This window comes from Pseudomonas sp. R3-57 (genome assembly GCF_051132065.1).
Taxonomy (GTDB): Bacteria; Pseudomonadota; Gammaproteobacteria; order Pseudomonadales; family Pseudomonadaceae; genus Aquipseudomonas.
Window position 1 is genome coordinate 4,260,318 of record NZ_CP071655.1, and the last position, 13,574, is coordinate 4,273,891.

Genomic DNA, 13,574 nt, shown 5'->3' on the forward strand with positions numbered 1-13,574 from the left:
GCAGGCAGGTTTGCACAATCAGGGCTTTTTGGGTCCCTGAAGTTGCAGTTGTTCGGGGGTGTCAGGCAAGCGTTCGACCACGGCGAGTTTTTCCGGCGCCTGGCGGTTGCGCCACTGGCGAAAGGCATCGAGCTCACCGCTGAGGGTTTTCATCAGCCAGGCCAGGACGGCGACGTCGTCGAGCATGCCGAACATGGGGATGAAATCCGGCACCGCATCCACCGGGCTGAGGAAGTACATCAAACCCGCCACCACCGAAATCAGCGCTTTGCCGCTGATGGCTCGGTACTCGCCGCGCCAGTAGGCCAGGCACAAGGCCTGAAGCAGGCGCAGATCGTCTTTGAGTCTACCGAGGCGATTGCCTTGTGCCGCGCCTTTGCTGGCGACTGCGAACAACAAGGTCGGCAAACGACCACGGGCCAGCAGACGGCCGGCCAAGGGCAGGAATCGAGCGAAATTCCACGGAGCTTTCATCTATTCCTCCCACTGAAATGTTATCCACACAAATTGTGGATAACCTTGTGAACAGAGCTGCATTTCAGCGCTGAAAGCCCCGTTTCATAAGGGCTGCGCTCAGATCGGGCGTTTTTTACTCACATAAAAAACCCCAATATTTCATTGACTTGGCTGCTCAGGGCGGCTAGCGCGGGCAGCCTCAATGGCTATGACTGTGCCAAGCGGCATCGGTTCGTTCTGTTTACCCTTGCCAAGGTCCAGATGCAACAACGCCCCGCATAAGCGAGGCGTTGTTGTTGAAGCTTTTACCAATTACTTGGCAGCGGCAGCTTCTTTGGCCGGATCCTTGATGGCCAGCAGTTCGAGGTCGAAGACCAGAACCGAGTTGGCCGGGATTGCCGGGCTAGGCGATTGCGCGCCGTAAGCCAGATCGCTAGGGATGTACAGTTTGTACTTCTCGCCAACGTGCATCAGTTGCAGACCTTCGACCCAACCCGGGATCACGCCGCTCACCGGCAGATCGATCGGGCTGCCGCGCTCGACGGAGCTGTCGAACACGGTGCCGTTGGTCAGCTTGCCGGTATAGTGAACGGTCACTACGTCAGTCGGCTTGGGCTGTGGGCCGTCGGCTTTCTTCACCACTTCGTATTGCAGACCCGAAGCGGTAGTGGTCACGCCGGCCTTCTTGCCGTTTTCTTCGAGGAATTTCTTGCCGGCGGCTGCCGACTCTTCGCTCATCTTGGCCATGCGCTCTTCGGCACGCTTTTGCAGCGCGGCGAAGGCTTCGACCAGCTCTTCATCTTTCAGCTTCTGTTCTTTCTTGCCGACGGCATCTTCGATGCCCTGGGCTACCGCTTTGGAGTCCAGGTCATCCATGCCTTCCTGAGCCAGGCTTTTGCCCATGTTCAGGCCGATGCCGTAGGAAGCTTTCTGCGCCGGGGTTTTCAGCTCTACGCTGGTCTGCGAGTCACAACCCGCGAGTACCAGGCTAACCAGGGCTACCGCCGCCGCCAACCGATGCTGTTTCATGCTATTTCCTTGTTCATGCGCCGAATGGGCAATCGAGTAAAGCCGCGAGCTTATCAGGCCGCCACGACCAATGGCTACCGGCATGAGAGCAGCAAACTTGCGATAAGTTCAGGGACTCAAAGGTATTGGCCGCCTGCAACGATGAAGCTTCTGTCATCTGCTTGCGACAATCGCAGCCAGCCCTTTTCGCTACATCTGGCGTAATGGCCACTTGCCGCATAGGGGCTTACTCAGGCATAACAGCGCAACAACTCGACAAGGACGTTTATCTTGCGCCTCTTCTTCCGTGTGCTGACGCTGATCGTCGTACTGCTGGGCCTCGTTCTGGCCGTGGTGCTGTATTACATCGCCAATCCGAAATTGCCTTTCTACACGCCCGCCGAGCAAGTGCATTACCTTGATCAGTGGAGCGAGCAGGACCGGCAAACCTATTACTTCACGCCGCAGGGCACACAGGTCAAAGGCCTGCGCTACGAATGGTTCCAGGCACTCGAACTGCCCTTCTCGCAGCAGCGCTTCGCCTCGCCCGAGTACCTCGCACGTTTCGGTTTCCTGACTGATCCGCACCAGCAAGCCACGCCAAACAATCCCGGCAACCTGCCCGTCGGCTTCGCTCGACATCAGAATCCTGGCAGTGGCGAGCACTATCTGGACATTACCTGCGCCGCTTGCCACACCGGTGAGCTGCGCTTCAAAGGTCAGGCTGTGCGGATCGATGGAGGCGCGGCGCAACACGTGCTGCCGTCCAGCGTTCCTACACTGCGCGGTGGCAGTTTCGGACAGGCATTGGTAGCCAGTCTGACCTCGACTTACTACAACCCGTGGAAATTCGAACGTTTCGCCAGAAACGTATTGGGCGATGCCTACGACGCGCGCCAGCAACAGTTGCGCAAAGACTTCAAAACCTCGCTCGACACCTTCCTCAAGGTGGCCTGGAACGATACCCATCGCGGCCTCTATCCAACCGAAGAAGGTCCCGGTCGCACCGACGCGTTCGGGCGGATCGCCAACGCCACGTTCGGCGATGCGATTTCCGCGAGCAACTATCGCGTGGCCGATGCGCCGGTGGATTACCCGCAACTGTGGGACATGTGGACGTTCGACTGGGTGCAGTGGAACGGCTCGGCGCAACAGCCGATGGCGCGCAATATCGGCGAGGCGCTGGGCGTCGGCGCCACGCTGAATTTTTTCGACAGCAACGGCCAACCGCTGCAAGGCGATGCGCGCTACGCCTCCAGCGTGCGCGTGCGTGATCTGCATACCATCGAAGAAACCCTGCAAAGACTCCGCCCGCCCGCCTGGCCAGAGGCGCTGTTCGGTGCCATCGACAAGCCGCTGGCCGCGAAGGGCCGCGCACTGTTTACCGAGAATTGCGCCGGTTGCCATGTGCCGCCGCAGACTCAGGAAGGCGGGCGCTGGGTGCAAAGTCTGCACATGTTGCCGGTCGCGGTGATCGGTACCGATCCCAACGCCGCCAACAACATTGCCAGCCACCGTTTCGACCTGAGCGCGCTGCAATGGGACCTGAAAGAGCTGGAAACGATGGACGTCAAACTGCACCCGACGCCCAAAGAGCCGCTGGACCTCAGCCAGTTGTCAGTGGCCAAGGGACTGGCGTACGTCACCGCTTTTGTCGAGAACCGCGCCTATCGTGAAGCCAACGTCACGCCGCAGGAGAAACCGCAACTGGACGGTTTCGGCCTGCCGATCGGTGTACGGGAAAAAGTCGCCTACAAGGCGCGGCCATTGGCCGGGGTCTGGGCCACTGCGCCGTTTCTGCACAACGGTTCGGTGCCGAGCCTTTATCAGTTGCTGTCGCCGCAGGATGAACGCGCCAGCACCTTCTATAAGGGCAGCTTCGAATACGATCCGCGCCATCTGGGTTACCGCACCGAAGCGTTCACCAATGGTTTCCTGTTCGACACGCGCATCAGCGGCAACCACAACAGCGGTCATGAATTTCGTGCCGGCGAACGCGGCAACGGCGTGATTGGCCGCTTATTGCAGCCGGAAGAACGCTGGGCCTTGCTCGAATACCTGAAAGTGCTCGGCGGCCCGCTGGAGGCGCAACTGCCATGATCTCGACCTTCAATAAAGAACTGCCACTGTTGGCGCGGATCTGGCTGCGTATTGGCCGATGGCTCGGCAAGCTTGTGCTGATCGCGCTCGCCGTCGGCCTGCTCGGCTGGGCCACTGCCAGCGCCTGGTTCGCCTGGCAGCACCGCGGCCCGGTGTCGGCGCTCGAGCAAGTTCCGGCTGGCGAAGCGGCGTTGACGCAAAGCGTGATCCAGACCGCCGTGCGTATCGTCGATCAGCATCGCGAACCGACGCGCTATCTGCGCGATGCCCACGCCAAGGCTCACGGCTGTGTCAAAGCGCAGGTGCAGGTCTTGCCGGATCTCGAGCAGTCCCTGCGTCAAGGCGTGTTCAATGAGCCGGGCAAAACCTGGCAGGCGCTGATCCGGCTATCGAACGGCAATGCCTATCCGCAGTTCGACAGCATGCGTGACGCCCGCGGCATGGCGATCAAACTGCTTGATGTTCCGGGTAAACAGTTGCTCGGCAACCGCCAGGCTTCGCCGGAACAGGATTTCGTCATGTTCAGCCACCCGAATTTCTTTGTCAGCGATGTCGCCGAGTACCGGCAGAATGTTGCGGCGCAGGCCGATGGCAAAAAAGTCATGGCGTTCTTCCCGACGTGGGATCCGCGCACCTGGCAGGTCCGCCACTTGTTCATAGCGCTGGCAACCTTGGCCCCGCCCCCGGACAGCCCGACCGAGACCACGTACTTTTCGGTTTCACCGTATAAATTTGGCGAGGCCAACGCGAAGTTTCGCGTCGTACCGGACCCGGACAATTGCCCGACGTACACATTGCCCAAGCAAAACCACGATCTGCCGAATTTCCTGCGCAGTGCGTTGACTCAACAATTGTCGACCGACCGGGTGCCGGCCTGCTTCGTTCTGCAGATCCAGCGTCAGGATGCCAACAAGTTCATGCCGATCGAGGACACCAGCATTGAATGGCGCGAGAAGGATTCGCCCTTCGAAACCGTCGCGCGGATCACTTTGCCGCCGCAGGATTTCGACACTCCGGCGCTGAATCTGCAATGCGACAACCTTTCGTTCAACCCGTGGTTCGGCATTGAAGCGCATCGCCCGATCGGTGGCATCAACCGCCTGCGCAAAGCGGTGTACGAGGCCGTCAGCGACTATCGTCATCAACGCAACGCCGAGTGAGCCGCGCAAAGTGCAGAAACACAAACGCCAGACAGCAAAAAGCCCGCACTAGGCGGGCTTTCCGTGGTATCTGGCGTTCAGTGTTCCAGATGCCGAATATGGCGCAGCGGACGGGACTCGAACCCGCGACCCCCGGCGTGACAGGCCGGTATTCTAACCGACTGAACTACCGCTGCGCGAAACGCTTGAAACGAATGGTGGGTGATGACGGGATCGAACCGCCGACATTCTGCTTGTAAGGCAGACGCTCTCCCAGCTGAGCTAATCACCCTTCGCTTCGTTACGGGGCGCATTATGCCACAAGTTTTCGTAATGTGCTGATTTAATTGAAGTTTTTTTTCAAATAAATCCGAAAACCGGTGAAACGATGCATCCCGTGGGTACAACCTTGGGGCAGAAAAAAGCCCGCTTCAGCGGGCTTTTCCGTGGTGACCTGGCGTTCAGTGGTCCAGGTTACCGAATATGGCGCAGCGGACGGGACTCGAACCCGCGACCCCCGGCGTGACAGGCCGGTATTCTAACCGACTGAACTACCGCTGCGCTAAACACTTGAAACGAATGGTGGGTGATGACGGGATCGAACCGCCGACATTCTGCTTGTAAGGCAGACGCTCTCCCAGCTGAGCTAATCACCCTTCGCTTCGGTGTGGCGCGCATTCTACGGAGCGCCCCCACCTCTGGCAAGCACTTTTTTAAATAATTTTCCGAGGCCTTCCAAAGGCTTAGAGAAGGGTTGGCCTATGCCACGGCGAAGACAATAATGCCCCCCTTTGTATAAAGGAGAGACTCACCCCATGTGGTTCAAGAACCTGCTTATCTATCGCCTGACCCAAGACCTGCCTGTCGATGCCGAGGCGCTGGAAACTGCACTGGCCACCAAACTGGCGCGTCCATGTGCAAGCCAGGAGTTGACCACCTACGGTTTCGTCGCGCCGTTCGGCAAAGGCGAAGACGCACCACTGGTGCATGTCAGCGGTGACTTCCTGCTGATTGCCGCGCGTAAGGAAGAACGCATTCTGCCGGGCAGCGTCGTGCGTGACGCGGTCAAGGAAAAGGTCGAAGAGATCGAAGCCGAGCAGATGCGCAAGGTCTATAAAAAGGAACGCGACCAGATCAAGGATGAAATCATCCAGGCCTTCCTGCCGCGCGCGTTCATTCGTCGCTCGTCGACCTTTGCCGCCGTCGCGCCGAAACAGGGGCTGATCCTGGTCAACTCGGCCAGCCCGAAACGCGCCGAAGACCTGTTGTCGACCCTGCGTGAAGTGATTGGCACCCTGCCTGTGCGTCCGTTGACCGTGAAAATGGCACCGACCGCCGTGATGACCGATTGGGTCACCACGCAAAAAGCCGCCGACGACTTCTATGTACTGGACGAGTGCGAACTGCGCGACACCCACGAAGACGGTGGTATCGTGCGCTGCAAGCGTCAGGACCTGACCAGCGAAGAGATTCAGCTGCACCTGAGCACCGGCAAAGTGGTCACCCAGTTGTCGCTGGCGTGGCAGGACAAACTGTCGTTCATGCTTGACGACAAGATGACCGTCAAGCGCCTGAAGTTCGAAGACTTGCTGCAGGATCAGGCAGAACAGGACGGCGGCGACGAAGCCCTCGGCCAGCTCGACGCCAGCTTCACCCTGATGATGCTGACCTTCGGCGACTTCCTGCCGGCACTGGTGGAAGCGCTGGGCGGGGAAGAGACTCCGCAGGGGATCTAAAACCAACCTGTTCCCATTGAAGGAACCGGTCCAAATGTGGGAGCTGGCTTGCCAGCGATAGCGGTGTTACAGATGGCTTATAGGGAGTCTGACACGCCGCCATCGCTGGCAAGCCAGCTCCCACAATGTTATGTGGTGTAACCTAAAATAAGGACCAGGCCATGCGCGCACTGACTGCACTCAGCCGTTTCGTCGGCAATACCTTCGCTTACTGGGTTCTGATTTTCGCCGTGATCGCGTTTCTGCAGCCGGCGTGGTTCCTAGGCCTGAAAAGCGCCATCGTGCCGCTGCTGGGGCTGGTAATGTTCGGCATGGGCCTGACCCTCAAACTTGACGACTTCGCTGCCGTTGCTCGCCATCCATGGCGTGTGGCGTTGGGCGTGGTTGCGCATTTCGTGATCATGCCCGGTGTGGCGTGGTTGCTCTGTCAAGTGTTTCATCTGCCACCGGAAATCGCCGTTGGCGTAATCCTGGTCGGCTGCTGTCCGAGTGGCACGTCGTCCAATGTGATGACCTGGCTGGCGCGCGGTGATCTGGCGTTGTCGGTGGCCATCGCCGCCGTCACCACCCTCCTCGCCCCGCTGCTGACACCGGCGCTGATCTGGCTGCTGGCTTCGGCGTGGCTGCCGGTGTCGTTCATGGAGTTGTTCTGGTCGATCCTGCAAGTGGTGCTGCTGCCGATCGTGCTTGGTGTGGTGGCCCAGCGCGTATTGGGGGACAAGGTCCGCCATGCGGTCGACGTGCTGCCACTGGTGTCGGTGGTCAGCATCGTGATCATCGTCACGGCGGTGGTCGCCGCCAGTCAGGCGAAGATCGCCGAGTCGGGCCTGCTGATCATGGCGGTGGTGATGCTGCACAACAGCTTCGGTTACCTGCTCGGCTACTTCACCGGGCGCCTGTTCAAATTGCCATTGGCGCAGCGCAAGTCGCTGGCGCTGGAAGTCGGCATGCAGAATTCGGGTCTCGGCGCCGCGCTGGCCAGCGCGCACTTTTCGCCATTGGCGGCAGTGCCGAGTGCATTGTTCAGCGTCTGGCACAATATTTCCGGCGCGCTGCTGTCGACGTATTTCCGCCGGATGAGTGAAAAGGCAGATCGCGATACTGCGGCGCAACAAGCGGCCGACTGAGGCGAAAACTTGATCCCCGGGTTAATGATCGCCACTATATTGCGCAACGCGGGGACGACCCTGCGGCTCGCTCGAGTCATTAATCTGGGGACGACCCCGTCAAACGATGGAGGTCTCGCATGTCCTGGATCATTCTGTTTTTCGCCGGCCTGTTCGAGGTTGGCTGGGCCGTCGGCCTGAAATACACCGACGGCTTCACCCGCCCGCTACCCACCGTACTGACCCTTGCAGCCATGGCCATCAGCCTTGGGTTGCTGGGCCTGGCCATGAAGGAATTGCCGCTGGGCACGGCTTATGCGATCTGGACCGGAGTCGGTGCTGTCGGCACGGTGATCGCCGGGATCATTCTGTTTGGCGAATCGATGGCGTTGATTCGGCTGGCGAGTGTGGCGTTGATCGTGACCGGGTTGATTGGCCTTAAGATCAGCGCTTAGGCCACCGGCCCCATCGCTGGCAAGCCAGCTCCCACAAGATTGGTGTACACCATCGAACCTGTGGGAGCTGGCTTGCCAGCGATGAGGGCCGTCCAGTCAACGCCTATCTAACGGATCCGCGCAATTCTCCGACCAACACCTGCAACTTCGCCGGCTCCGCCCCTTCGGTAATCGCCGAACCCGCGACCAGCGTCACCCGCGACCACAACCGGCGCAAAAAGCCCTTGTTCGGATCGCGACTGAAGAAACTCCCCCACAACCCCTGCAACGCCAACGGAATCACCGGCACCGGCGTCTCCTCGAGAATCCGCGTCAACCCACCCCGGAACTCGTTGATCTCGCCATCGGCCGTCAATTTGCCCTCGGGAAAGATGCACACCAGTTCACCTTCCTTCAGATACTGCGCAATACGGCTGAAGGCCTTTTCGTAAATCTGGATATCTTCCTGGCGTCCGGCGATGGGAATCGCGCCAGCGGTGCGGAAGATAAAGTTCAGCACCGGCAGGTTGTAGATCTTGTAGTACATGACAAAGCGAATCGGCCGACGCACCGCGCCGCCGATGAGCAAGGCATCGACGAACGACACGTGGTTGCACACCAGCAACGCCGCGCCTTCATCGGGAATCGCTTCAAGATTGCGGTGCTCGACGCGGTACATGGAATGGCTGAGCAGCCAGATCATGAAACGCATGCTGAACTCGGGCACGATCTTGAAGATGTAGGCGTTGACGCCGATGTTCAGCAGCGACACGACCAGGAACAGCTGCGGGATCGACAGCTTGGCCACGCTCAGCAGCACGATCGAAACAATCGCCGAAACCACCATGAACAGCGCGTTAAGAATATTGTTCGCGGCAATCACCCGCGCCCGCTCGTTCTCGGCGGTGCGCGACTGGATCAGCGCGTACAGCGGCACGATATAAAAGCCGCCAAATATGCCCAGGCCAAGAATGTCGATCAGCACTGCCCAGGTGTGAACGAAGCCGAGCACTTCAATCCAGCCATGACCGTTGACGCTGTCGGGAATCCCGCCGGAATGCCACCACAGCAGCAGGCCGAACACCGTCAGCCCGAACGAGCCGAACGGCACCAGCCCGATCTCGACTTTGCGCCCGGACAGCTTCTCGCAAAGCATCGACCCCAACGCAATGCCCACCGAAAACACAGTGAGGATCAGGGTCACCACGGTCTCATCGCCGTGCATCCACTCCTTGGCGTAGGCCGGAATCTGCGTCAGGTAAATCGCCCCGACAAACCAGAACCACGAGTTGCCGACGATCGAGCGCGACACGGCGGGCGTCTGGCCCAGGCCGAGTTTCAGCGTCGCCCAGGATTGGCTGAAGATGTTCCAGTTCAGGCGCATCTCCGGGGAGGACGCAGCAGCGCGGGGAATACTGCGGCTGGCCAGATAACCCAGCACGGCAATGCCGACGATGGCGGCAGACACCACCGGCGCGTAGTGTTCTGACGACATCATGATCCCGGCACCAATCGTCCCGGCGAGAATCGCCAGAAACGTGCCCATTTCCACCAGACCGTTGCCACCGACCAACTCGTCATCACGCAGCGCCTGCGGCAGGATCGAATACTTCACCGGCCCGAACAGCGCCGAGTGGGTGCCCATGGCGAACAGCGCCACCAGCATCAGCGACAAATGATCGAAGAGAAAACCGACCGATCCTACGGCCATGATCGCGATTTCCGCGAGTTTGATCAGACGGATCAGTGCGTCCTTGGCGAACTTTTCGCCAAACTGCCCGGCCAGTGCCGAGAACAGAAAGAACGGCAGGATAAACAACAGCGCACACAGGTTGACCCAGATCGAGCGGTCACCCTCGATGGTCAGCCGATAGAGAATCGCGAGAATCAACGACTGCTTGAACACGTTGTCGTTGAACGCACCGAGCGACTGCGTAATGAAGAACGGCAGGAAGCGCCGGGTGCGCAGCAGGTTGAACTGTGAGGGGTGACTCATCTTCCGTGTTTCCCTGATGTTTAAGGTAGCGAGGCCTGGATACTGCTTATTGGAATCTCGAACCGCGTTCCAGGCCACACCTTACCTAAACTTTTCAGGTTATTGCTTCAAACCTGCGATGCAAGGCGAGACAAACAGCTCGCCGCGCCAGGCACCCTGCACGGTGCGCTTGCCGACGATCAGCCACATCAGCGCCAGCAACATCACCAGCGCCGTGCCGACGACGCTGAAAAACGTCAGGTTCAAGGTGCTCGCCAGTTTCAGGGTGGCCAGCGAATACACGCCCAACGGGAAGGTAAACCCCCACCAGCCGAGGTTGAACGGGATGCCATCGCGCAGGTAGCGCACGGTGATCAACAGCGCCATCAACATCCACCAAAGGCCGAAGCCCCACAGCGTGATACCGGCGACCAGCCCGAGCCCGGCAGCGATTTCACCGACGCCCGGCAAACCGTTGGCAGCGAAAATCAGCGGCGCATCGCTTCCCAGCAGCAGCATGCCCAGCGCGCCGGTGCCGATCGGCCCGAGGGCCAGCCAGCTCGACGCGGCCATGTTTTCATGGGGCAGTTTATGCAGGGCCATGCGCAGCAGCAGGATCGTCAGAATGCTGAACGCCACGGGTAGGGAAAATGCCCAGAGGACGTAGCTTGTGGTCAGCACCACCAGTTGCGCATGAGCATCGGTGAGATGCGGCGCAAGCAGGCCACCACTGGCCGCGGCCACTTCCGCTGCCACTACCGGCAGCAGCCAGACGGCGGTCATCTGATCGATACTGTGTTCCTGACGGGTGAACATCATGTAGGGAATCAACACCCCGCAAGCGAGCGACATTGCCACGTCAATCCACCACAGCACTTCGGCCAGATCAATCACGCCCTCGCCCCAGCGCGGCAGACCGAATACGAGAAAGCCATTGATGATCGTCGCCAGCCCCATCGGGATCGTGCCGAAGAACATCGACACGGTGGAGTGGCCGAAAATCCGCCGGGCTTCGTCGAAAAACAGGATCCAGCGTGCGGCGTAGGCAACGGTAAACAGCGTGAACAACAGAATGTTGAACAACCACAGTGCTTCAGCCACGGCGCGCAGGCCGGGAACGGCAAACGGTAGTTGCGCCAGCGCCAACGCCAGCACACCGGTGCCCATGGTTGCGGCGAACCAGTTGGGAGTGAACTGACGAATCACTTCACGCGGGTGCTGAAGCTGGCTGAACGGCATGAGGCCGGGTTTGGCGGTTTGTGGGCAAATCATCATGAACTCCTGTCCTCTGGTGAGGTTGAGTCCATGGTAGAACCGAATCGAATATCTATATAACGGGTAATATCTCTAACTGTTATCGGCTTTGCCGATATGGGTCAAACGCTGCCTTCGTTTTCGATCACCAGAATCCGCGCCTCGCCTTGCGGATGGGCGACATGCTCGGTGCCCACGGAGGCGTAAAAGATGTCACCGACGGCGAGCTGCACCTGTTTTTCTTCGCCCTGTTCGCGGTAATGCATCGTCACTTGACCATCGAGCACTACGAACACTTCCTCGCCATCGTTAACGTGCCACTTGTATGGTTGATCAGTCCAGTGCAGGCGCGTGGTGATGCCGTTCATGCTGGCAATGTCCAGCGCGCCCCAGGCGCGGTCGGCGGTGAAAGCTTTGCTGCGAATAATCTTCATGATCGGTTCGAGAGAAGAATGGCCAAGGCAGGTTAACCGAAAGCCCGACGATCAGGGCGCGCTGCATACTTTGGCAGGCGCTGCACGCAAGCTGAGCAGCAACGCGGCGACAGCCAGGATGATCAGCACCGCGCCGTAACCATCGGTTGTCTGCACTAACCCGTAGAGGTGCGAGAAGTGCCCGGCGAGCATTGCCGGCAGGCAGAACGCCAGATAACTGAGCACGTAATACGCCGCCATCAACCCGGCGCGCTCATGCGGCAAGGCCAACGGAACCAGGCTGCGTACGGCGCCGAGAAATCCCGAACCAAAACCACAACCGGCCACCAGCGTGCCGAGGAAAAACAACGGCAGGCTGGCGCTGTGCACGCCCAGCAGAATCAGGATCACACCGATCGGCAGCAGGCTGGCGCCTAAACGCAGCGCTTGTGCTGCCGGACGCTGACGCAGGGTAAAAATCATCATCGCGCCGGTCACGGTCAATACGGCTACCGTCGCGCCGCCGATCAGATTTGACGTCGACCCGGTAGCGGTGCGCACCAGCGATGGCGCGAGAGAGGCGTAAAACCCGCCGAGCGCCCAGGTGGCTGTGTTCAGCGGCAATACTCGCCACAAGGTCGACCGGGCTTGCACCGGCACATGCAAGGTTGGCCGCAACGAGGCCCACGCGCCAACCTGCGGTGTGACGCTTTCCGGCAATCGCCAGACATACACGCCCTGCAAGACAAACAGCGCCAGCAACAGCCAATAGGTCAGCTGCAACGGTGCCGGGGCAAATTCGGCCAGCAAACCACAGCCCATCCCGCCCAGCGCCATGCCCAGCAACGGCGCCACGCTGTTGATCAGCGGGCCGTGCTGGCGATCGGTATCGAGCAATGTCGCACTCAACACAGCCGTGGCCATGCCAGTGGCGAAACCTTGCAGAACGCGTGCACCGATCAGCCATTCCACGCTGTTGGCGTAGATGAACAAGAGCATCGCCGCCCCATTGAGGAGTATCGCCGTGAAGATCACCGGTTTGCGGCCAAGGTGATCCGACAGCGAACCCACGGTCAACAACGCTGCGAGCAGACTGAGCGCATACACGGCAAAGATCAGCGTCAGCACCGTCGCGGAAAATTGCAGTTGCTGCTGATACAAGTGATACAGCGGTGTTGGCGCTGTAGAGGCGGCGAGAAAACTCAGTAAAGTGATCGCCAGAAACCACAGGCTGGATCGATTGGACGCAAGGCTAAACATGTGCACACTCCGCAAAAGCTAATTTTTTGCTTTTGCGCAGTGTGCTACCGCCTCGCGCTTAAAGCAAATTCTTTGTGTTAAGGTCTGCGCCATGGCTATTAAAGAAGGTTTACGCCCCGGCGGCCGCAGTGCCCGGGTGCAAGAGTCGGTTCATTCGGCTGTCCACGCGCTCCTCGAAGAACAGGAGCGCTCCACCGTGACCGTGCCGCAAATCGCCGCACGCGCGGGGGTTACGCCGTCGACGATCTATCGGCGCTGGGGCGATCTGGCGGCGTTGCTTGCCGATGTCGCCCTCGCCCGCCTGCGCCCGGATAGCGAACCGGCCGACACCGGCAGTTTGCGCGGCGATGTTCGCGCCTGGGCCGAGCAATACCTCGATGAGATGAGTTCGGAGATCGGGCGCAACATGATGCGCGACGTGCAGGCGAGCGCGACGCCAGGCTATTGCGTGACGATTATCGGTGCGCAGTTGCAGGCCATCGTTGATCGTTATCCGGATGAAGCGGCGCCGAGTGTCGATCGGCTGATCAATCTGGTGGTGGCACCAGTGGTGTTCCGGATTCTGTTTTCGGCGGCGGCGCTGGAAATTGATGAAATGCACAGGTTGATTGATATCGCATTGCACCAGGATTGACGCCTTCGCTGGCAAGCCAGCTCCCACAGGGATCGCCAGCGAGCACAAACAGGGTGGGC

12 protein-coding genes and 4 tRNA genes are annotated in these 13,574 nt (G+C 59.7%); 6 read left to right on the plus strand and 10 right to left on the minus strand.

The features are described 5' to 3' along the window. Window positions 1–18: 18 nt before the first annotated feature. Window positions 19–474, minus strand: coding sequence for a YkvA family protein (locus J3P93_RS19095; RefSeq protein ID WP_434590731.1), 456 nt, complete (start codon window positions 472–474; stop codon window positions 19–21). A gap of 294 nt (window positions 475–768) precedes the next feature. Next, window positions 769–1,485: an FKBP-type peptidyl-prolyl cis-trans isomerase gene (locus tag J3P93_RS19100; protein WP_007919751.1), complete on the minus strand. Its 717-nt coding sequence runs from the start codon at window positions 1,483–1,485 to the stop codon at window positions 769–771. Window positions 1,486–1,755: 270 nt separating this feature from the next. Here J3P93_RS19100 and J3P93_RS19105 point away from each other — a divergent pair, with 270 nt between their 5' ends. After that, the gene (locus J3P93_RS19105; protein WP_434590735.1) at window positions 1,756–3,564 is read left to right on the plus strand and encodes a di-heme-cytochrome C peroxidase; all 1,809 of its coding nucleotides are present in this window, start codon (window positions 1,756–1,758) and stop codon (window positions 3,562–3,564) included. Window positions 3,565–3,590: 26 nt separating this feature from the next. Next, the gene (locus J3P93_RS19110; RefSeq protein WP_434598435.1) at window positions 3,591–4,724 is read left to right on the plus strand and encodes a catalase; all 1,134 of its coding nucleotides are present in this window, start codon (window positions 3,591–3,593) and stop codon (window positions 4,722–4,724) included. Between the two features lie 99 nt (window positions 4,725–4,823). Here J3P93_RS19110 and J3P93_RS19115 read toward each other — a convergent pair. The 4 genes from J3P93_RS19115 to J3P93_RS19130 form a co-directional block, all read right to left on the minus strand. After that, a tRNA-Asp gene (locus tag J3P93_RS19115) sits at window positions 4,824–4,900 on the minus strand. A 19-nt stretch (window positions 4,901–4,919) separates the two neighbouring features. Next, window positions 4,920–4,995: transfer RNA gene (locus J3P93_RS19120), tRNA-Val, on the minus strand. A gap of 192 nt (window positions 4,996–5,187) precedes the next feature. After that, a tRNA-Asp gene (locus J3P93_RS19125) sits at window positions 5,188–5,264 on the minus strand. A 19-nt stretch (window positions 5,265–5,283) separates the two neighbouring features. Then, a tRNA-Val gene (locus tag J3P93_RS19130) sits at window positions 5,284–5,359 on the minus strand. 159 nt (window positions 5,360–5,518) lie between these two features. Here J3P93_RS19130 and rdgC point away from each other — a divergent pair. From rdgC to sugE, 3 genes are all read left to right on the plus strand, one after another. Beyond that, a complete protein-coding gene (rdgC, locus tag J3P93_RS19135) occupies window positions 5,519–6,439 on the plus strand; it encodes a recombination-associated protein RdgC (protein ID WP_090282462.1) in 921 nt (306 codons plus the stop codon). A gap of 161 nt (window positions 6,440–6,600) precedes the next feature. After that, a complete protein-coding gene (locus tag J3P93_RS19140; protein ID WP_434590737.1) occupies window positions 6,601–7,566 on the plus strand; it encodes a bile acid:sodium symporter family protein in 966 nt (321 codons plus the stop codon). Between the two features lie 119 nt (window positions 7,567–7,685). After that, window positions 7,686–8,000, plus strand: a complete 315-nt coding sequence (gene sugE / locus J3P93_RS19145; protein ID WP_434590740.1) for a quaternary ammonium compound efflux SMR transporter SugE — start codon at window positions 7,686–7,688, stop codon at window positions 7,998–8,000. Window positions 8,001–8,103: 103 nt separating this feature from the next. On the opposite strand, the gene J3P93_RS19150 is transcribed toward sugE, so the two are convergent. The 4 genes from J3P93_RS19150 to J3P93_RS19165 form a co-directional block, all read right to left on the minus strand. Then, window positions 8,104–9,975, minus strand: a complete 1,872-nt coding sequence (locus tag J3P93_RS19150) for an MFS transporter (RefSeq protein WP_434590743.1) — start codon at window positions 9,973–9,975, stop codon at window positions 8,104–8,106. A 99-nt stretch (window positions 9,976–10,074) separates the two neighbouring features. Further along, on the minus strand, window positions 10,075–11,226 hold the full coding sequence (locus J3P93_RS19155) for a TDT family transporter (protein ID WP_434590746.1): 1,152 nt from the start codon (window positions 11,224–11,226) through the stop codon (window positions 10,075–10,077). A 104-nt stretch (window positions 11,227–11,330) separates the two neighbouring features. Continuing rightward, window positions 11,331–11,642 (minus strand): cupin domain-containing protein, encoded by a 312-nt coding sequence (locus tag J3P93_RS19160; RefSeq protein WP_090282457.1) that lies wholly within the window; start codon window positions 11,640–11,642, stop codon window positions 11,331–11,333. 51 nt (window positions 11,643–11,693) lie between these two features. Then, complete coding sequence (locus J3P93_RS19165; protein ID WP_434590750.1) at window positions 11,694–12,881, minus strand: MFS transporter; 1,188 nt, start codon at window positions 12,879–12,881, stop codon at window positions 11,694–11,696. A gap of 91 nt (window positions 12,882–12,972) precedes the next feature. Between J3P93_RS19165 and J3P93_RS19170 the strand changes: the two genes are divergently transcribed. Continuing rightward, on the plus strand, window positions 12,973–13,515 hold the full coding sequence (locus J3P93_RS19170) for a TetR/AcrR family transcriptional regulator C-terminal ligand-binding domain-containing protein (RefSeq protein ID WP_434590753.1): 543 nt from the start codon (window positions 12,973–12,975) through the stop codon (window positions 13,513–13,515). Window positions 13,516–13,574 lie beyond the last annotated feature (59 nt).

Coding starts and splice junctions, on each gene's coding strand:
- J3P93_RS19095 (WP_434590731.1), bottom strand. CDS start 474: ATGAAAGCTCCGTGGAATTTCGCTCGATTCCTGCCCTTGGCCGGCCGT.
- J3P93_RS19100 (WP_007919751.1), bottom strand. CDS start 1,485: ATGAAACAGCATCGGTTGGCGGCGGCGGTAGCCCTGGTTAGCCTGGTA.
- rdgC (WP_090282462.1), top strand. CDS start 5,519: ATGTGGTTCAAGAACCTGCTTATCTATCGCCTGACCCAAGACCTGCCT.
- J3P93_RS19140 (WP_434590737.1), top strand. CDS start 6,601: ATGCGCGCACTGACTGCACTCAGCCGTTTCGTCGGCAATACCTTCGCT.
- sugE (WP_434590740.1), top strand. CDS start 7,686: ATGTCCTGGATCATTCTGTTTTTCGCCGGCCTGTTCGAGGTTGGCTGG.
- J3P93_RS19150 (WP_434590743.1), bottom strand. CDS start 9,975: ATGAGTCACCCCTCACAGTTCAACCTGCTGCGCACCCGGCGCTTCCTG.
- J3P93_RS19155 (WP_434590746.1), bottom strand. CDS start 11,226: ATGATTTGCCCACAAACCGCCAAACCCGGCCTCATGCCGTTCAGCCAG.
- J3P93_RS19160 (WP_090282457.1), bottom strand. CDS start 11,642: ATGAAGATTATTCGCAGCAAAGCTTTCACCGCCGACCGCGCCTGGGGC.
- J3P93_RS19165 (WP_434590750.1), bottom strand. CDS start 12,881: ATGTTTAGCCTTGCGTCCAATCGATCCAGCCTGTGGTTTCTGGCGATC.
- J3P93_RS19170 (WP_434590753.1), top strand. CDS start 12,973: ATGGCTATTAAAGAAGGTTTACGCCCCGGCGGCCGCAGTGCCCGGGTG.